General features: G+C 49.4%; 14 protein-coding genes (1 of these 14 running past the window's edge). 3 read left to right on the forward strand and 11 right to left on the reverse strand.

The genetic code is table 11. The features are described from left to right. The 3 genes in view from ilvC to ACJJIL_RS19335 are tightly spaced (at most 22 nt apart) and all read right to left on the reverse strand, a layout consistent with a single transcriptional unit that may run on beyond the window. Positions 1 to 750, reverse strand: the 5' portion of a protein-coding gene (gene ilvC, locus ACJJIL_RS19325; protein WP_445360556.1) for a ketol-acid reductoisomerase. The gene continues 276 nt to the left of window position 1, outside the view; only the first 750 of its 1026 coding nucleotides appear in the window; it begins with the start codon at positions 748 to 750; the stop codon falls past the left edge of the window. A 22-nt stretch (positions 751 to 772) separates the two neighbouring features. Beyond that, on the reverse strand, positions 773 to 1264 hold the full coding sequence (gene ilvN, locus ACJJIL_RS19330; RefSeq protein ID WP_282934340.1) for an acetolactate synthase small subunit: 492 nt from the start codon (positions 1262 to 1264) through the stop codon (positions 773 to 775). An 11-nt stretch (positions 1265 to 1275) separates the two neighbouring features. Further along, complete coding sequence (locus ACJJIL_RS19335) at positions 1276 to 3012, reverse strand: acetolactate synthase 3 large subunit (RefSeq protein ID WP_445360557.1); 1737 nt, start codon at positions 3010 to 3012, stop codon at positions 1276 to 1278. Positions 3013 to 3463: 451 nt separating this feature from the next. Here ACJJIL_RS19335 and ACJJIL_RS19340 point away from each other — a divergent pair, with 451 nt between their 5' ends. Next, positions 3464 to 3922: a DUF4124 domain-containing protein gene (locus ACJJIL_RS19340; protein ID WP_445360558.1), complete on the forward strand. Its 459-nt coding sequence runs from the start codon at positions 3464 to 3466 to the stop codon at positions 3920 to 3922. A 16-nt stretch (positions 3923 to 3938) separates the two neighbouring features. Here ACJJIL_RS19340 and ACJJIL_RS19345 read toward each other — a convergent pair whose 3' ends face one another. After that, entirely contained in the window at positions 3939 to 5018 is a 1080-nt protein-coding gene (locus ACJJIL_RS19345; RefSeq protein WP_445360559.1) for a DUF4785 family immunoglobulin-like domain-containing protein, read from the reverse strand. Between the two features lie 30 nt (positions 5019 to 5048). Beyond that, positions 5049 to 6266, reverse strand: a complete 1218-nt coding sequence (locus tag ACJJIL_RS19350; protein WP_445360560.1) for a hypothetical protein — start codon at positions 6264 to 6266, stop codon at positions 5049 to 5051. 255 nt (positions 6267 to 6521) lie between these two features. Between ACJJIL_RS19350 and ACJJIL_RS19355 the strand changes: the two genes are divergently transcribed. Further along, positions 6522 to 7586, forward strand: coding sequence for a helix-turn-helix domain-containing protein (locus ACJJIL_RS19355; RefSeq protein WP_445360561.1), 1065 nt, complete (start codon positions 6522 to 6524; stop codon positions 7584 to 7586). Positions 7587 to 7602: 16 nt separating this feature from the next. On the opposite strand, the gene ACJJIL_RS19360 is transcribed toward ACJJIL_RS19355, so the two are convergent. The 5 genes from ACJJIL_RS19360 to rluD form a co-directional block, all read right to left on the reverse strand. Then, a complete protein-coding gene (locus tag ACJJIL_RS19360) occupies positions 7603 to 10668 on the reverse strand; it encodes an efflux RND transporter permease subunit (protein ID WP_445360562.1) in 3066 nt (1021 codons plus the stop codon). An 18-nt stretch (positions 10669 to 10686) separates the two neighbouring features. Next, positions 10687 to 11793 carry an efflux RND transporter periplasmic adaptor subunit gene (locus ACJJIL_RS19365; protein WP_445360563.1) on the reverse strand — a complete coding sequence of 369 codons (1107 nt, stop codon included), beginning with the start codon at positions 11791 to 11793 and terminating at the stop codon, positions 10687 to 10689. A gap of 207 nt (positions 11794 to 12000) precedes the next feature. Further along, on the reverse strand, positions 12001 to 14604 hold the full coding sequence (gene clpB / locus ACJJIL_RS19370; RefSeq protein WP_413664319.1) for an ATP-dependent chaperone ClpB: 2604 nt from the start codon (positions 14602 to 14604) through the stop codon (positions 12001 to 12003). A gap of 285 nt (positions 14605 to 14889) precedes the next feature. Beyond that, a complete protein-coding gene (gene pgeF, locus ACJJIL_RS19375; protein WP_445360564.1) occupies positions 14890 to 15657 on the reverse strand; it encodes a peptidoglycan editing factor PgeF in 768 nt (255 codons plus the stop codon). Positions 15658 to 15732: 75 nt separating this feature from the next. Further along, positions 15733 to 16686: a 23S rRNA pseudouridine(1911/1915/1917) synthase RluD gene (gene rluD, locus ACJJIL_RS19380; protein WP_445360565.1), complete on the reverse strand. Its 954-nt coding sequence runs from the start codon at positions 16684 to 16686 to the stop codon at positions 15733 to 15735. A 100-nt stretch (positions 16687 to 16786) separates the two neighbouring features. Between rluD and ACJJIL_RS19385 the strand changes: the two genes are divergently transcribed. Then, on the forward strand, positions 16787 to 17737 hold the full coding sequence (locus ACJJIL_RS19385) for an outer membrane protein assembly factor BamD (protein ID WP_444906458.1): 951 nt from the start codon (positions 16787 to 16789) through the stop codon (positions 17735 to 17737). 57 nt (positions 17738 to 17794) lie between these two features. On the opposite strand, the gene ACJJIL_RS19390 is transcribed toward ACJJIL_RS19385, so the two are convergent. Further along, on the reverse strand, positions 17795 to 19423 hold the full coding sequence (locus tag ACJJIL_RS19390) for an NAD+ synthase (RefSeq protein ID WP_445360566.1): 1629 nt from the start codon (positions 19421 to 19423) through the stop codon (positions 17795 to 17797). Positions 19424 to 19459: the final 36 nt, after the last annotated feature.

The following is a 19459-nucleotide window of genomic DNA, read 5'->3' on the forward strand; positions in this document are numbered from 1 at the left end:
AGAGTAGCGCATATCGGCAATGCCCCCCTGGTACATCAGGTCGACAATCAGCTTCAATTCATGCAGACATTCAAAATACGCCATTTCCGGAGCATAGCCAGCTTCTACCAGAGTCTCAAAACCAGCCGTTACAAGCGCGGAAACACCCCCACACAGAACAGCCTGCTCACCGAAGAGATCTGTTTCAGTCTCTTCGCGGAAATTGGTTTCAATAATACCTGAGCGGCCACCACCATTAGCTGAGGCATAAGACAGCGCCAAGTCTTTTGCTTTACCTGTCGCATCCTGATAAACCGCAATCAAGGTAGGGACACCGCCTCCCTCAAGGTAGGTCGATCGAACGGTATGGCCGGGCCCCTTGGGAGCAACCATAATGACATCGACATCCGCTGGTGGCTCAATCAATTCAAAGTGCACATTAAAACCATGCGCGAAAGCCAGTGCTACACCAGACTTTAAATTTGGAGCAACTTGCTCTTTGTAAATATTCGCCTGATATTCATCCGGAGCGAGAATCATAACCACGTCGGCATCTTTCACCGCATCGACAACTTCAGCTACCTTCAAGCCCGCGCCTTCAGCCTTTTTCCAGGAAGCAGACCCCTCGCGCAACCCAACAACAACATTCGCTACACCAGAGTCTTTCAGGTTATTGGCATGGGCATGACCTTGAGATCCATAACCAATAATGGCTACTGTTTTTCCCTGAATTAAAGAAAGGTCACAATCTTTGTCGTAATAAACTTGCATCGCTCAATTCCTGCTTTTTGCTCTATACACTTAATACTTTTTCACCGCGGGCAATCCCGGAAACTCCGGATCGCACCACTTCCATAATTGTGTGCTCCCCCAGCGCCTGGAGGAACGCATCGAGTTTTTCGCCAGTTCCTGCCACCTGTACCGTGTACATACTGCTGGTGACATCGACGATCTGCCCGCGAAAAATATCGACACTGCGCTTCACCTCATCGCGCTGGGCACCATTGGCTCGCACTTTCACCAATAGCAGCTCCCGCTCGATATGAGAGCCTTCAGTGAGGTCCACCAATTTCACAACATCAATAAGCTTGTTTAGGTTCTTGGTAATTTGCTCAATCTTGTGATCGTCACCAATCGTCACCAAAGTGAGACGCGATAAAGTCGCATCCTCAGTAGGCGCCACGGTGAGGCTTTCAATGTTGTAGCCACGCTGGGAAAATAAGCCAACAACACGGGACAATGCCCCAGGTTCATTCTCCATCAGAACCGAAATTATTCTACGCATCGCCCTACCCTTTAAGTTCTCTCAGTTTTGCTCAGCCACATGTCACGCATGGAGCCATTTGGTAGCACTTGCATGGGATAGACATGCTCAGATGGGTCGACGTACACGTCGATAAATACAGTGCGATCCTTAATTGCAAAAGCTTCTTGCAACTTGTTGTGTAGGTCTTCACGACGCTCCACTTTCACCCCGACGTGACCGTATGCCTCGGCGAGTTTCACAAAGTCAGGCAGCGATTCCTCGTAAACACTATTGGAAAGCCTTCCTTCATATTGCATCTCCTGCCACTGCTTCACCATCCCGAGAGCCTGGTTGTTAAGGCAGAGGATTTTTACTGGCAGATGATATTGGGTAGCCGTAGAAAGCTCCTGAATACACATCTGGATACTTCCCTCGCCGGTTACGCACACAACCTCTTTATCCGGGTGGGCTATTTTCACTCCCAAGGCTGCCGGTAAGCCGAAACCCATAGTCCCCAACCCACCGGAGTTAATCCAGCGGCGCGGCTTATCAAACAGGTAATATTGCGCAGCAAACATCTGGTGTTGCCCTACATCGGATGTCACAAAAGCATCACCCTCAGTAATGTCATATACCGCCTTGATCACATCCTGCGGCATTATCAGAGCACCATTAGTCTGATAACGAGGAGCCGTGTAGAGTCCGTGACGCTCACGCCAATCATCAATTTGGCGCCACCAGTCAACTATCGCGGAATAATCCGGCTGCTCATCACTGGCTTTCAACGCTTCGAGCATCTCTCGAAGGACAGCCTGGACCGTGCCAACAATCGGGATATCGGCAACAATCGTTTTAGAGATCGAAGCCGGATCTACGTCGATATGAATAATTTTGGCACCCGGGCAGAATTTGCCTGGAGTATTAGTCACCCGGTCATCAAAGCGTGCACCTACAGCCAGGATAACGTCGGCGTGATGCATGGCTGTATTTGCCTCGAAAGTGCCGTGCATACCGAGCATTCCCAAGAAACGCCTGTCACTACCGGGAAATGCTCCGAGCCCCATCAAGGTATTAGTCACCGGGTAGTTCAACTTTCTAGCCAGCTCGGTGAGAAGCTCGGCGCCGCCCCCCTGTACCACTCCCCCGCCGGAATAAATCACCGGGCGGCGAGCTGACAGCAACATAGCAATAGCTTTGCGAATCTGGCCGCTATGCCCCTTGCCGGCTGGGGTATAGGAGCGCATCCGCAATTTTTCAGGATAGTGGTAGGGGAACCTCTCCGCCGGGTTGGTTACATCCTTTGGAACATCGATCACTACGGGACCGGGACGGCCAGTATTGGCGATAAAAAATGCCTTTTTGACGATCGTAGGAATATCTTCAGCATTTTTAACCAAAAAGCTGTGCTTCACGATCGGCCGCGAGCAACCGACCATGTCTGTTTCCTGAAATGCATCCTCACCGATCTTATCCCTGGGTACCTGGCCGGATATCACCACCATAGGGATAGAATCCATATAGGCCGTTGCGATGCCAGTAATCGCATTCGTAGCGCCGGGACCAGACGTCACCAGTACCACACCCGCCTTACCAGTAGACCGCGCATAGCCATCGGCAGCATGGGTCGCACCCTGCTCGTGGCGCACGAGAATATGCTTAATCGACTTCTGCCGAAAAATAGCATCATAGATATGTAACGCTGAGCCGCCCGGGTATCCAAAAATCAGATCCACCCCTTCATCCTGCAGCGCGCGAACCAACATATCGCCGCCGGAAAGTAATTCCACTTGAGTCTCCTCAATTTTCCTGTTTTATAGGATAGCCATCACCGAAAACGTATAAAACGCCTACTGGCAAGAATGCCAGGCAGCAATTATAGGGGAAAATGGTGACAAATATCAGCCTGTTGCGTGTTTAGCTGCCGATTTTTAGGATGAACTGATCGCGCATAAACACCCAACCCCAAGTAAATCTACAAAGGTTCACTACGGGGTTAGCAGGCCTCCAGGGGTGGGGAGGGCCACTCAGTGGAATTTCGATGGAGGGTGTTCCACCAGGGTTAGACTCAAAACCACGGGTGTGCGGTGAGATCTAGTCACTGAGTAAACCCCCGATTTTGCCAATTGAGTCCTAGCTGTCAATAGGTGTCCGCGAAAGTGTTAAGACAGTTACAGGAAAACCCGCCAGTATCGGTACAATAAGGGGACGGAAGGAACATCAACACAAGGGGTAAGCACCATGCGCATCTTACTGGCGCTATTGATTGCAGTAACAGCTACGACCGCTCAAGCCGACGGCATCTATAAATGGGTAGATGAAAATGGTGTTGTCCACTTCGGAGAGCAACCTCCAGGAGGCACCCAAGTGGACGTGATCAAAAAGCCCAAGTCAGAGCGCTATAAGAAATGGGAGGCTGAACAGGAGGCTACCAAACCCCGAAAACTATCAAAGCCAACCATAGCAAAGCAACCTGAAAAGCAACTCGATGTACGTCAGCAAGAACAGGAAAAAGCAGCGCAAATGCAAGCCGCTCTTCGCGCTAAGCGCTGTGAGTCAGCACGAAAGTCTCTGAGTTCCTTGACCGCTCATTCTCGTATTCGCGCAGTCGACCAAAATGGAAATTATAGAAGCCTGGGTGAGGATGAGCGGCAGCAACGTATATCAACCGCTCAACAACGTATCCGAGATAACTGCTAAAGCCCCCCTATTCTCCCTACATTTCCTGGTAGGGAGTATCAGTAAATTGATCCAGGCTATAGCGTTCAGTGTAATAGCCTGGTTCAAAAGCACTATCCCTGGCCATAGGTACCGTCACCCTGGCAATACTCAATTGTTTCACCAGGTAGGGGCCGTCCTGCCCGGCATCGCGAATCAAGAGCCCATAAAACTCTAGGGGAATCCAGTGCCGCCCCGCCGTCAACTCAAGAGCATTTTGCGTTGTGCCTATCGGGGATTGCTCATCGTTATACAGGGAGCCCTGAAAATAGTAGCGCCCCTCTCTGCTGATATCGACTTCCGCCTCAATTAATAAATTGCCATCGGCGGTAACAGAATCCCGCAGCGATCCTGTATAGCTTCCCGTATCCTCAGAAAGGGTGAATGCTGCCGCATCGCGGAGACCATCAATATCCGTATCCACAATGACCTTAAAAATACCCGCTTCCAGCACCTGGCTATTAAAGGAGCCCGCCTCCATCAATACTTCGTAGATTAAGTCTCCATCCGAATCACTAAAAGCCAAGGTACCCACGACTTGTTGGTCTTCGTAAACCAACAGCGCAGTCAAGTCAGCACTGACCCGATCTCCATCACTATCGGTCTGATAGGCAAAAACCCGAATAGTATCCCCACGCAAATAAAACTTTTCATCTGTCCATATAGTCAGATAATCCCCTTCCTCACTGTGAGTGGTTCTTTCATCCACCGCAAATGTCTGAGTAATCGGGTCCTGTTCAGGAGTTTTAATTGCTCGGTTTTCTGGCGGATAGCGATGAAAGCGGGCCAGATCCGAGAGAAGGGATTCGTGTAACTCAGTCTTGTTGGGCAGGGACTGAATTCCCTTCCATAGTTTTACAGACTGATCCTCTTCCTCTTGCTCCAGTTCCGCCGGCTTAACGTTATCAGGCTTGCGGCTTCGGATAGATTGCTCTTCAGCTTTTGCTTTGGCTACAACAGCGGGCGTCGCCTCTTCACCACCAGTCAGGGCCCAGTAACCCACCAATCCAGTAACTACGGCCAGTACACCCCAACCTGCCAGCCGGGCCTTTGAGCGATCTTTGCTTGATGTGGACATCAATACCTCCGAAGCCTTTTATTTTTTTAGTTAATTCGTGCAGGCTGAGATTCTACCCGCGCTGTTCTTTCCTGAACCACAGTCCAGTCCATCGGGAATAGAATCATAATCGGGGGATAGAATGCCACCGTTACGCTGCGCATCATGATCTGTATAGATACTGGCCAAATTGTAAGATCGAGCAGTGCCTTTGCTGTCGTTGTCACAAGAGAAAATCGCGCTGCCGTAAGCTACTCCAAACAGGGTTTCATATTCTTTGAGATTCGACCACAGGTTGCGCTTGGCAGACCCGGAGCAGTTCATTTGTGAAGCCAAATTAATGTAACCGTCATCCTCACCATTCAGCAGCATGGAGGTAGCACTTTCCACACCTGGGAAGCCCGCATAACCCCCAATGGTGTACACCGGCGCACCGAGATTAGTCCCCACATAATTTCTCACAGTGTAAACATCATTAGTCTGCATATAGCGAACCGCCGAACACTCACGCCCAAGAAATAGTGCGTTGACCAAATCGTCATACCAGCTTCCATTACATATCCGATCAACGCCTTCAGTACCGGTAATTGCTCCCCCTGTGGTGAATATTGCAGCAACACCGCTGATAGCCGCATCAAAATCAACGCTCACTGCATAGCTTTCGTTAAGCCCGGCAACTCGAACTTCTTCTTCAACCGTTTTACAGGATTTACTGCCATACCAAGTCGTGGAACATTTTTTTACTTCTTGAATTTCTGTATTGCTATCGAACTGGTTGTAGGCGCGATTGTAGTATGGGGATCCTTCAACAGCGTTACCCGCGATATACATCATTTGGGCGGCACCCTGGCTGTGGGAAATAATCCAGAAAGTGTCCTCTGCTGAGCACTGGTTTTCGTGTTCAAACCGATCTCCCTGGCCAGAGCGGATCTCTATAATTTGACGAGCAATTTCACCCGCAGTCTCATCATGCCAGTAGGGAAATTCACCTTCATCAGTTGAGTTATAACCGACAACGCCGTAATTGCCGCCATCAACTATCAATTGCTCAATAAAATCACTGCTAGAATATTCGTCGAAAACCGCCTCACTCCAATAGTCCAGTGCTGGCTGCACTAAACTCCCATCATTACTTTCACTTGTAGTGTGTCCTTCGACTCCGTGTCCATGAACCAGGATATAGCAGTTTTCCGCTACCGCTGATGAAGCTCCAATTATCGCCGAGAAAAAAATAGACAGGCTTGTACCCAGCCTTTTAGACAGTGCCATTGTTATTTTCCTTTATTGTTTTAGTAAGTGGTAACTCTCGTGACTGAAGAGTTTTAAAAAATCTGAATAACGCAATGTACAGCGGACGACTAAAACTTATCCTTTACCCTCTATTTGGGAATAGGATTAAAGGCGCCAGAGGGGGGTCGAATCCGCCACGCGAAGCGACCAATTCGTCATATTCCTCAATTTATACTCGTGCTTTGAGGCGCCTTTGCTATGATGCCGGCAACGCCACCCGGACGGCAGTAAGTCATGAGAGACCAAAATAAAAATATGTCCGGCCATGCCGGCGTGCCCAAGATATTTGCGCCTTACTTTGTGGTTGCCGCCGCCAGGCTCGGCATTCCCACCGAGACGCTAATTGAACGATTGCCATTCTCATTTAGCTGGAATCCAGGAGAAAGTGAATGGCTCAATTACAGTGAATTCAATGCTCTAATTGAAAGCATACTGGCGCTATCCCCTGTTACCTCACCAGGTCTCAGCTTTAGTCGCTTTCCAATTATGCTTTGGCTTGAAGAAACTATTATCGAAGCTCAGCCCTCCTTGAGACGGCCGAGGGAGATCTTTCGCCCTGCAGAAATTGTACTCTCACAAACTCTGGCCCCCCTCCTGCGGTTCCAGACTTACCAGGAAGTCGATGCGGAGGTACTCACACTCAACTGGCAGCAGGAACTCTTTAGCGCTCCGGTCAATCATTTTATTGCTGAAATGCTGATGAGTCGTGGAGTAGATCTCTTGCGCACTCTTAACCCCAGATTTCCCGAGGTCAGGGGATTAAAGTTACGCAGTGAAAAGCCAGAAGATGACTCTATCCACAAGAGGATTTTCCAGTGCCCAATTGAATTTTCCGCTGATGAAAATGCGATTATCCTGGGCTCCCAGATACTGGACTTCCCTATACCCAGTTACCATAAAATCATTCGCAGCCAAAGCCGAAATATATTAAAAGCAGTTTTGCACAACACTTTAACCAGCTATAACCTGGCAGCGAGTTTGCGAGCCTGGCTCGAGAAGCACTTGCTCAGTGAAGAAATCACTATCAAACAAGCCGCAGCCCACTTCCGCACCAGTGGCCGCACTTTACAGCGCAGATTGAGAGAACAGGGAGTAACATTCCAGCAGCTTAAAGACAGTGTTACGCTATCTCTGACCAAGAAACTCCTTCTCTCAACCAGTGATTCCGTAGAAAGCATTGCGGTACAACTTCATTTTGCCGAACGCGCAGTATTTACCCGCTTCTTTAAAAAACATGAGGGAGTCACCCCTTCCGAGTTCCGTCGCAGTAATGTCGACAGAGATATTTTCGAAGCGTAAATAAGTGTAAAGAGACTCAGGAGGCCGCTACAGCCTCCGCCTCAAAATTCCGCCCAAGATACATATACATCGCCGGTACGACAAATAAAGTAAATAACGTTCCAATTGTCATACCGGTCGCCACTACCAAGCCCATTGCAAACCTTGCTCCTCCTCCTGGCCCCGACGCTATTAACAATGGAACCATCGCCAAAACCAGAGATGCGGTAGTCATTAAAATCGGTCGCAAACGGATTGAAGTGGCCTGCTCAATCGCTGATCGCTTATCAAGCCCTGAGAGCTGTAACTTATTGGCAAACTCCACTATCAGAATGCCGTGTTTGGAAATAACCCCAATCAGGGTAACCAGGCCCACTTGCGTGTAAATATTGAGAGTCGTCAATCCTAGACTGACAAAAATCATCGCTCCGCAAACACTCATCGGTACGGTGACCAACATAATCAAGGGATCGCGCCATGATTCAAATTGAGCAGCCAGCACCAAATAAATCACTATCAAGGCAAAGAAAAAGGTAACCACCAAATCTGATCCTTCAGTCTTGAATTGTCTGGACTGCCCCGAGTAGTCCACAGAATACTCGACCGGTAAGATTTCTTTTGCCGCATTATCCAACACCATCAGTGCTTCACCCAACGTAATTCCAGGGCGTGGCACACCCGAAATAGTGACGGCATTTAATTGTTGAAATCTCTTTAGTTGCTGTGGTTCAACGGTTTCCGTGAGCCTTATCAAAGTACTCACAGGAACCAACTTGTCGTTTACCGCCCGAATATAATATTGCTCCAGCTGATCAGGGGTAAGGCGGTCAACTCTCTCGACTTGAGGGATAACTTTATAACTGCGATTGTCCAGGGAAAAACGGTTGACATAAGCTCCGGATAACATCGCACCTAAGTCACGACTCAAATCCACCATTTCCACACCCATACTGGCTGCTTTATCACGATCAATTTCTATTACAATTTTTGGCTTATCAATTTTCAGATCAGAATCTAGAAAAATAAACTTTCGACTCTCCAAAGCTCGGGTCATAATATCGCTTGCCACCGATGCCAGATTCTCCATGGGCTCTGTAGAACCGATAACAAATTCAACCGGAAGCTGCCCTCCCGCAGTTGGCAGACTTGGTGGCACCACAACGGCTATTTTTAGCCCGGCTATTTGCTGCACATCACTGCTAATCAACTCCTGCATCTTTTCCGTATCGCGGTCTCTCCCTTCCCAGGGAGCCAAAACAAACCCGGCTACCGCATTATTAACACCACTACTGAAGGTGCCCGCCCCATTAAGCAGAAAAAGATTTTCAACCTCAGTAAATCTCTCAGCAATGACATTAAGTTCACCACTGTACTGTTCAACATAATCTAAAGTTGCGTAAGCATCGGCAGTAGAAATTGTAAGAACAAGCCCCCTATCCTCTGTAGGTTCAAGCTCTTGAGGGGACGTCACAAATAAGAAGTAACAACTTATCAATACAATTAAGCCGAAAACCAAAATAACTCGGCGCTCATCAAGAGAAGAATGGAGCGATTTTTCAAATCTCGTCTGAAGTCGATTAAATTGGCGTTCCAGCCAAATTTCAAACCGGGTACCTCCACCATCGCGAGGCTTTAATATTTTCGAGGCCATCATGGGAGATAAAGTAAGAGCGACCACTCCAGACAGTAATACGGCGCCAGCTAGGGAGAATGCAAACTCTATGAATAGGGTCCCGGTTAAACCACCAAGAAAACCAATAGGAATATATACTGCAATTAGCGTTGTAGTCATAGCCACTACAGGCCATGCCAACTCTCGAGCCCCTACGATCGCAGCCTCTTTTGGAGGCAAGCCCTCCTCTATATGTCGATGGACATTTTCCAGAACAATAATGGCATCATCAACAACAATTCCGATTGCCAGAACCATGCTTAGTAATGTGAGTAAATTGATGGAAAATCCCATTAAAAACATTAAAAAGAATGCACCAACAAGAGAAAGCGGTAGTGCAATTGCTGGAATCAATACGCTGCGAACTGATCCCAGAAACAAGTAAATCACCAAAATTACTATAAATACTGCTTCAACAATTGTTTTGACGACCTCTTCAATGGAGTCCTGAATGTATTCAGTACTATCGTAAGGGATTTCTCCTAGCATACCCTCTGGCAACTGTGGAAAAATTTTCTGCTCCAACTCCTCGCGTACTTTTTTAATAACTTCAAGGGAGTTCGCATCGGGTGCCACCTCAATAGCAATAAAAGTGGCAGACTGCCCGTTAAAAGTCACAGAGCTGTCATAGGATTCAGCTCCTAACTCTATCTCCGCCACTTCACCTAGACGAACCAACTTATCCCCATCGGCTCTAACCACTAGCTTGCGAAAATCCAATTGACGTGCAATATCTGTATCCGCACGTATTTCCAGTGCCACACGGGTTCCCTTTGTCGAACCAACTGCCGACAGAATATTATTATCCCTAAGCGCATCAGAAATATCCGCAGGTGTGACTTCCAATGCCGCCATCTCCGTCGGTTTTAACCAGACTCTCATTGCAAAGGTACTGTCCCCCAAAAGGCGAGCTCGCTGCACACCAGCTATAGTCGCCAATTTAGGTTGAACAACGCGTGTCAGATAATCTGTGATTTGATTATTAGCGAGAATATTTGAGGAAAAAGAAAGGTACATTGCAGCAGTGGTTTCTCCCTGCTGCATTTCCACACTGGAATCCTCTGATTCATCAGGCAATTCACTGCGCAGCTTATTTACCTTGGCAACGACCTGAGTTAATACTTCATTTGGATCGTAATCAAAACGTACATAAACGTTTATCGTCGAGAGACCTTGCACGCTGGTGGAGACCATGTAATCGATACCATCAGCAGTAGCAATCTCCTGCTCAAGCGGCGTAGTAATAAACCCCTGTACTAGATCTGAGTCGGCACCGACATAAACGGTGGTTACTGTAATAACCGCATTTTCAAGTTCCGGGTACTGCCTGACATTTAATTCCGTTAGCGACCTCAAACCCAATAGAAAAATAAATAGGCTGACTACGCAGGCCAACACTGGTTTTCGAATGAAAATCTCTGTGAAATTCACAACCTATAAATTCCAGGTTTAACTATTTTCCGGTGTGGGGTCCGCGCTTTCTGGGGGTTGATTCTGATTATTGATAACCGCTTTCTCTCCATTGCGAAGTTTGAGTAATCCGCTGCTAGCCACTATATCCCCCACCAAAAGTCCTTGTGTAATTTCAACTAGATCCCCACGCTCCTCACCAGTTTTCACAAACCGTTTAACTGCGATCATATGCTCGCCATCTTTATCGGGCTCCAACACAAAAACCGCCACCCCATAGGGAGCAAAAGCTAATGCGGTTCTGGGAATAACGAGCACTTTCCGCTGTGCACTTATCTTTACGGATACTTGGGCAAACATTCCAGGACGTAAATCGTGTTGGGGATTTTCCAGAGTGGCTTGAATCAGAAAGTTTCTACTTGCACTATCCACCTGAGGGTCAACAGCAGTAATTCTTCCTTCGTAAGTATTTTTAGGGAAAGCATCTGTTGTCAACTGAATAGCAAGCCCAGCCTTAACCAAGGCATATTTTTGTTCAGGGAGGGAAAAATCAACAAAAATAGGATCAAGTTGCTGTAGAGAAACAACTGACTCCCCCGGGCTTACATTCTGTCCAAGATCTATTTGTCGAATTCCCAGTACTCCACTAAAAGGCGCCACGATGACTCGCTGATCCACCCTGGCCCGCTGCACTTCTATATTGGCAACCACCTGATCCAAAGTACTGCGAGCGCTATCCAAATCTGCTTCGGTTGTTACACCTCGCCCCAGCAGAGTCTTGATCCGCACGTAATTGCGACGGGCCAAGCGAAGCTCTGCATCCAACACCTGCAACTGCGCCTTTTCCGGTTCGGCAAAAATTTCCGCCAGTAAATCGCCCTTCCTAACATGCTGGCCCGACTTGAAGTGAATAGCGCTGATAACCCCCTGAGCTTCGGTAGTAACCTCTACGCCATTAACAGCTCGAATGGTGCCTATTCCCGTCAGGTCTTCCTTCCAATATTGAAACTGGGCAGTTGCTGAAGTCACTGTAGCCGCAGGCAGGGCTAAGTTGTCTATAAACTGATTCACCATATGCCTGCCAATAAATTTATAAGCAAAAATTCCGCCGAAGAGCAAAAGGCATCCCAGCAGCATTAGCAACATACGCTTACTGATATCAGGCCCCCGTAAGGTGTCGTCAATAAAAACTATAAACTGATACTTGCAAGGGAAACTATGCGCTACGGAGAGATATCCCTCTACATAAAAATCCGAACAAACGGATTAGCGCACCTGTGAGTATAGATATGAAGAAAGTGAGGAACTGGCGGGAGTTTAGGGGTGCACTATATGGCACCCCCAAGTGCTCTTTTATCGGAATACGGCTTTATCGCCTTCAACATCCGCGTGGATCGTTGCTCCAGGGGAAAATTTACCGGCGAGAACATCTTGCGCCAGCGGGTTTTCCAGCCATACCTGAATAGCACGCTTTAATGGACGTGCACCATAAACGGGATCGAACCCAACTTCTGCTAATTTATCCAGCAGACTTTCAGATACCTCTAATTTCAGGTCCCTCTCTGTCAGTCGACGGCAAAGTTGTTGCAACTGAATTTCGGCAATAGATCGTACTTCTGCCTTATCCAGTGGATGGAAAACAACCACTTCGTCAATACGATTTATGAACTCTGGCCTGAAATGGTTCCCCACCACTTCCATCACTGCACTTTTCATCTGTCGATAACGAATTTCAGCGTCCAGGTCATCGCCATTTTCCGCAGTGGCGTATTTTTGAATTAAATCTGAGCCAAGGTTTGAAGTCATTACGACGACGGTATTACGGAAGTCCACCGTGCGCCCCTGGCCGTCGGTCAGGCGGCCATCATCAAGGACCTGTAAAAGAATATTGAATACATCGGGGTGCGCTTTCTCCACTTCGTCTAATAGCACAACAGAATAGGGCTTTCTCCGTACCGCTTCAGTCAGGTATCCCCCTTCTTCATAACCTACATATCCGGGAGGTGCGCCAATCAGTCGGGCCACAGAGTGCTTCTCCATAAATTCCGACATATCGATACGCACCATGGCGTCTTCTGTGTCAAACAAGAACTGAGCCAATGCCTTGCATAATTCCGTCTTACCCACACCGGTTGGGCCGAGGAATAAGAATGAGCCATTGGGTCGGTTGGGGTCAGCTAGTCCCGCCCTCGAGCGGCGTACGGCATTAGCAACCGCTTCCACCGCTTCCCCCTGTCCGATGACCCGCTTATGCAACTCATCTTCCATTCGCAGTAGCTTTTCACGCTCACCTTCAAGCATCTTAGATACAGGAATACCCGTCCAGCGGGATACCACTTCAGCCACCTCTTCATCGGTCACCCGATTGCGCAGCAGGCGGGGTTCTTCAGAAGCTTCAGCGGTAGCAGCACTTTTAAGCTGTTGTTCAAGTTGTGGTATTACACCGTACTGTAATTCAGACATTCTATTGAGATCACCTGCACGCCGTGCGGACTCCATATCGAGCTTGGCCTGCTCGAGCTTTTCCTTGAGGTCATGGCTGCCGGCAAGCTGTGCCTTCTCCGCCTTCCAAACCTCTTCAAGGTCGGAGTATTCCCGCTCCAGTTGTAGAATCTCTTCTTCCAGTTTCGACAGGCGTTTTTTAGTCGCCTCATCATCCGTATCCTTTTTAACCGCCTCACGTTCAATCTTTAATTGAATTAGACGGCGCTCCAATTTATCCATGGATTCCGGTTTGGAGTCGATCTCCATGCGTATCCGGCTGGCGGCCTCATCAATAAGGTCAATCGCTTTATCTGGTAATTGACGATCAGTGATGTAACGCTGCGATAATTTTGTCGCCGCAATAATTGCAGAGTCGGTAATATCAACACCGTGATGTACTTCGTAGCGTTCTTTTAATCCGCGCAGAATCGCAACCGTATCTTCTTCAGTTGGTTCATCAACCAGCACTTTTTGGAAACGCCGCTCAAGCGCTGCATCTTTTTCAATATATTGCCGATACTCATCCAGAGTGGTTGCACCGACACAATGCAGTTCCCCACGGGCCAAAGCGGGTTTCAGCATATTTCCCGCATCCATGGCCCCCTCAGCTTTACCGGCACCCACCATCGTGTGGATCTCATCGATAAAGAGAATAATGCGACCTTCCTGTTTGGATAATTCGTTGAGTACCGCTTTTAATCGCTCTTCAAACTCTCCACGAAATTTTGCGCCCGCCAACAATGCCCCCAAATCTAGGGAAAGAAGACGTTTGTCTTTTAGCCCTTCCGGCACTTCACCATTGACGATACGTTGAGCGAGCCCTTCAACAATGGCAGTTTTACCAACACCCGGCTCACCAATTAGTACAGGGTTATTCTTGGTACGCCGCTGTAAGACTTGAATCGTCCGCCGTATTTCATCATCTCGGCCGATCACCGGGTCAAGCTTGCCGGCCAGAGCTCTCTCGGTCAGGTCGAGAGTATATTTATCCAGCGCCTGGCGCGCTTCTTCCGCATTGGGGTCATCTACTTTTTCGTCGCCACGCACTTTTTGAATTGCCGCCTCTAATTGTTTAATGTCGCCGTTGGCATTTAGGATTTTGGAAATCTCTCCCGCCGCAGAGTCGAAAGCCGCCAGTAATACAGTTTCACTGGAAATAAAACTGTCACCATTTTGTTGGGCTCGCTTGTCCGTGAGATTCATTAAGCGCATTAATTCCTGGGACATCCCCACATCACCCGTGGGGGAAGTCACCCGCGGCAGGCTATCCAACCGCTTGGCAAGGTCATTGCGCAACCCGTTTAGGTTAAATCCCGCCTGTGACAGGAATGCGGGTACGCTTCCGTTGTTCTGGTTAAGCAGTGCCAGAATCAAGTGCTCGGGATAAATCTGGTTGTGGTCGCGCCCTACCGCTAGGGATTGCGCATCAGCAAATGCCGCCTGTAGCGGGTTTGTCATTCGGTCAATTCGCATGAACGAAACCTCTTTTACTCGATTTTTTCAGAAGCGCTGCAATAGTGGCACTAATTTGCCTTTTACATTCGCTATGGTACTGACAAGTAAAATAGGGGCGCAGGAAGGGTTTTCAATGATTTAAATCAATAGCGGCATTTATTCTATGCAAAGTGGTTTTGCGGCAAATCTATCTCTTATAATTTTTTACAGCCCAGTCAACGCCCAGCCTTGTAATTGCCCAAGCTGCCCCAATATTATCGAATGGCTTACACAGAAAAAAAATAAGCCATCTAGAAATTCAGTTCAGTCTTTATCCCACCATATCAAAGTTGCCATACGACCGGTTTCAGACTCCCTGCGGTAGGAAAAAAACTTCTCAGGTTCTGACATTGTGCAGAGCCCCCCACCGTACACCTCGCCAATCCCCAGCTCTGCCAACTCCACGCGAGCCAGGGCGTAGATATCTGTTAAAAAGTGCAGTGGTTTCTTAGTGTGTGGGCGGAAACAGCTAGCGATTTTTTCTGTGTGTCGACTGCTAATTGCATTTTCAAAGAATGCCTCGAGGACATCGATTCCGGTTTCAAAGGCCTCCGGACCAATCGCTGGGCCCAACCAAACCATCAACTCCTCAGGATCACACTTCATCGCCCGTACGGTGTTGCGCAATATACCACCGGCCAATCCGCGCCACCCGGCATGGGCTGCTGCTACACGGGTACCACTCTTATCGCATAGCAAAACAGGCAAACAGTCTGCGGTTAGCACGGCACAGACAACACCTCTTTTCATGCTAAAGCAGGCATCTGCGGTTCGAACTAAGGCGTCATCACTTGCCTCGACTACCTTGTCGCTATGGATCTGCTCCAGCCATTGCGGTTCTGAGGGCAACTCAAGCTCCCCTCTCAACTGTTGGCGATTGGCAGTAACAGCTGACTCCTTGTCCCCCACGTGAGCAGCAAGGTTAAAGGAGGAGAAATGGCCACAACTTTGGCCCCCAGTGCGTAGCGTCGTCGCCGCCCTCACCCCTGTGGGTGCGGGCCAATCGGGTATCAGGTAGTGGTTACTTGGCATTGAGATATCTTGCTTTGCGAAATTGTCCTTTCGAGAACCGGCGATAGGTACTCAGGCGAATTTATAACCGGTACTTCAAGGCTCATCAGCGCGCAACTGCTCGAGCAGTGCTTGCATGTCAGCAGGCATTGGCGCACACCAATGCATGTCCTGTCCACTGGTGGGATGTACTAGAGCTAGTTCAGCCGCATGCAGAGCCTGCCGAGGGAAGCTCTGGAGAGCTTCAACAAGGTCTGCCGAGGCCTCTGGAGGCAACTTTGGGCGGCCTCCGTAGAGTGGATCTCCCACGAGCGGGTGCCTGATATGGGCCATGTGTACCCGAATCTGATGAGTACGACCGGTTTCCAGCTTGCAGCGTAAGAGCGTGTAAGCGCTGTAACGCTCCTGTACACGATAATGAGTGATCGCCTCTTTGCCGCCAAAGTCCAAAACAGCCATCTTGAGACGATTTTGACGATGCCGACCGATGGGCGCATCAACACGACCCGCAGTGGTGATATATCCTTGGACCAGGGCATCATACTGTCGACTCACCGTTCTCTGCTTTAATTGATCCACGAGATGGGTCTGAGCGGCCAAAGTCTTAGCCACAACCATCAGGCCACTGGTGTCCTTATCCAGCCGGTGAACAATACCGGCTCGGGGTATCAGCTCCTGTGCTGGATTGTGATAAAGCAGGCCATTGAGCAGAGTGCCGTCGGGGTTACCGGCAGCGGGGTGGACTACGAGGCCCGCGGGCTTATTGACCACCATCAGGCAGTCATCTTCGTACATAATATTGAGGTCGAGGTCCTGGGCAGCCCAGCTACCCTGGGGTTCCAGCTCTGCGCGAAGCTGGATAAGCTCGCCGCCAAAGAGCTTTTCCTTGGCCTTAGCTGGGGCTCCGTTTAAGGTGAGCTGACCGCCTTTGATCCACGATTGGAGGCGCGCGCGCGAAAAATCGGGAATTAATTCGGCTGCGGCCTGGTCTAAGCGTCGACCAGCCATATTGGCAGGAACTTGGATATCTAGTTTTAGGTGTTCAATCATCAATCAATTGCAAATACTTTGGGCAGCTCCGCGACTGTGGTTAAATGTCCGACGCGCCAGGTTAATACTGGTGGGTAGTTTAATAAGGTAGAGTGTAAGAATGATAGAGCGAGGGGCTATGCAGACCTGGAAAATGCTGTGGCTGGCCTTGGTGTCCGCAATATTGGTTGCCTGCGCCAACACAGATGATTCGGAAGTGGGCCTACCCACAGGTTCACGTACAGAGCAGGCATACTACGAGATGGCCCAGCGACAGCTGCGAACCAGCCAGTGGGATCTTGCCATCAGAAACCTGCGAGCCCTGGAAGATAACTTCCCATTCGGCAACTACGCGGAACAGGCTCAGCTTGAGCTGATCTATGCCTACTACCGCAACTATGAAAACGATGCTGCTATCGCCGCTGCAGACCGCTTTATCCGCCTACACCCCCAGCACCGCAATGTCGACTACGCCTACTATATGAAGGGCCTGTCCTCCTTTACTGAGGGCACAGGCCTGTTCGAGCGCTTTATGCCTACCGACTTGACCAGTCGCGACCCAGGATCGGCTCGAGAGTCATTCGCTTATTTCTCCCAGTTAATGGCCCGCTACCCTGAGAGCCGCTACGCTCCAGACGCGCAAAAGCGCATGATCCACTTGCGTAACCTGCTGGCTCGCTATGAAGTTCACGTGGCCAACTACTACTTTAAACGTGGCGCCTACCTCGCAGCAGCCAATCGCGGCCGCTACATTGTGGAAAACTTCCAGCAGACACCCGCAATTCCCGATGCCCTGGCAGTTATGGTTCAAGGGTACCATTTGATGGAAATGCAAGATCTCGAGGCTAATGCCCTGGATGTTCTGCGCAATAACTATCCAAAGCACCCCGCTTTTAACGAAGACGGCACTTTCAACTACGACTTTTACAAAGGTCCGAGCGGCCGCAGTCTAGTGCACAGGGTCACCCTGGGCCTGTTTGAGAAATCTGACCCGCGGGGCTTTGACAGCCGGGAGCTTTACAATCCCGAGTACAACCGGGACGAGACTCCCCTGCCTCCAGAGCTACTGTAACTTACCACTTAAAAATAGAAACGGCGCCATTCGGCGCCGTTTCTATTTTCAGAAGAGCTAGTCACCCAGCTTCCAGCCATTGGTGATCGGATAACGGCGATCCCTGCCAAATCCTCGTTCAGAAATACGCACCCCTATAGCAGCCTGGCGCCTCTTGTACTCATTGCGCCCCACTAACCTGACCACACGCTCTACATCCTCTCTCTGGAAGCCACGCTGAATGATTTCTTCAGCGCTGTGGTCTTGATCAACATAGAGATTGAGAATTTGATCCAGGATCTCATAAGGCGGAAGGCTGTCAGAATCCACCTGGTCCGGGGCCAGCTCAGCACTGGGGGGGCGAGTAATGACCGTTTCAGGAATCACTTCAGAAATTGTGTTGCGGTAACGGGCCAGCTCGAATACCAATACTTTCGGAACATCCTTCAGGGCATTAAATCCGCCTACCATATCCCCGTATAAGGTTGCGTAACCAACGGCCATCTCACTCTTGTTACCGGTGGTCAGGACCATCGCGCCCTTCTTATTGGAGATAGCCATCAAAAGAACACCACGAGAGCGGGCCTGCAGGTTCTCCTCAGTAGTATCCCTCTCACTGCCAGCAAATTCTTCAGCGAGAGCGCCCATAAACGAATCAAAGATGGGCTCGATACTAATTTCCCGATAGTGAACCCCCATTCTTTCCGCTTGATCGGCCGCATCGCCTTTACTCAGATCCGAGGTATAGCGAAACGGCATCATTACCGCCTCAACACGCTCTTTGCCCAACGCATCGACCGCAACTGCCAATGTAAGAGCTGAGTCGATTCCACCCGACAACCCCAGTACAACACCATTAAAACCATTTTTATTAACGTAGTCGCGCACCCCGAGTACCAAGGCTTGGTACACGGAAGCCAAATCGCCGCGAGGAGGAGCAATTTTCCCAGGGAGTACCGTCAAATCCTGTCCCTGCAAAGATATGGAAGCTGGCAACAACTGCTCTGTAAACTCCTCAGCCCTGGCACATACCTCTCCCTCAGCGTCAACAACGATTGAGCCACCGTCAAAAACCAGCTCGTCCTGACCACCGCACCAGTTTACATAGGCAATGGGGACCCCGGCATTCTTTGCCTGCCTGGAAACTAACTCCAGCCTCTGTTGAGCCTTGCCCCGATGGAAAGGTGATGCATTGATGTTGAGAATCAACTTGGCTCCAGCATCGACTGACTGCTTGATGGGCTCTGGAAACCAAATATCCTCACAAACACTCAGCCCTACAGGAACTCCCTTGATATGCACTACACAGGAAGATTTACCCGGCTTGAAGTAACGCTTTTCATCAAAGACCTGATAGTTAGGCAGCTTCTGTTTGGCATATTCTGCGATTAACTCTCCCGCAACTATTACCCCCGCCATATTGAACATAACGCCATCGAGCAACTTGGGGTAACCCACAACAATGGCGCAGGGCAGTTCTGCAGCTTTGAGCTGATCCAATGCCGCATCAATACGAATCTGCATACTGGGGCGCAACAACAAGTCTTCAGGAGAGTAGCCGCACAGGGTCAGCTCCGGGAAAAGTACCAAGTCAGCACCCAGTTCCTGGTACGCTCGGCGCGCAATTTCTATCACCTGCTTGGTATTCCCTGGAATATCTCCCACCAGGGAATTGATTTGTGCCAGCACTAACTGCAAAGTAGACATCGTTGAACCTCGGACAAGACAGGCCGCTATTGTAAC

This window comes from Microbulbifer maximicatervae (SeqCode) (assembly GCF_052468095.1).

Bases quoted from the DNA above. Each gene is read 5' to 3' on its own strand.
- ACJJIL_RS19345 (WP_445360559.1), bottom strand. From the start codon at position 5,018: ATGTCCACATCAAGCAAAGATCGCTCAAAGGCCCGGCTGGCAGGTTGG.
- ACJJIL_RS19390 (WP_445360566.1), bottom strand. From the start codon at position 19,423: ATGTCTACTTTGCAGTTAGTGCTGGCACAAATCAATTCCCTGGTGGGA.
- ACJJIL_RS19340 (WP_445360558.1), top strand. From the start codon at position 3,464: ATGCGCATCTTACTGGCGCTATTGATTGCAGTAACAGCTACGACCGCT.
- ACJJIL_RS19355 (WP_445360561.1), top strand. From the start codon at position 6,522: ATGAGAGACCAAAATAAAAATATGTCCGGCCATGCCGGCGTGCCCAAG.
- ACJJIL_RS19385 (WP_444906458.1), top strand. From the start codon at position 16,787: ATGATAGAGCGAGGGGCTATGCAGACCTGGAAAATGCTGTGGCTGGCC.
- ACJJIL_RS19350 (WP_445360560.1), bottom strand. From the start codon at position 6,266: ATGGCACTGTCTAAAAGGCTGGGTACAAGCCTGTCTATTTTTTTCTCG.
- ACJJIL_RS19365 (WP_445360563.1), bottom strand. From the start codon at position 11,793: ATGTTGCTAATGCTGCTGGGATGCCTTTTGCTCTTCGGCGGAATTTTT.
- pgeF (WP_445360564.1), bottom strand. From the start codon at position 15,657: ATGCCAAGTAACCACTACCTGATACCCGATTGGCCCGCACCCACAGGG.
- ilvN (WP_282934340.1), bottom strand. From the start codon at position 1,264: ATGCGTAGAATAATTTCGGTTCTGATGGAGAATGAACCTGGGGCATTG.
- rluD (WP_445360565.1), bottom strand. From the start codon at position 16,686: ATGATTGAACACCTAAAACTAGATATCCAAGTTCCTGCCAATATGGCT.
- clpB (WP_413664319.1), bottom strand. From the start codon at position 14,604: ATGCGAATTGACCGAATGACAAACCCGCTACAGGCGGCATTTGCTGAT.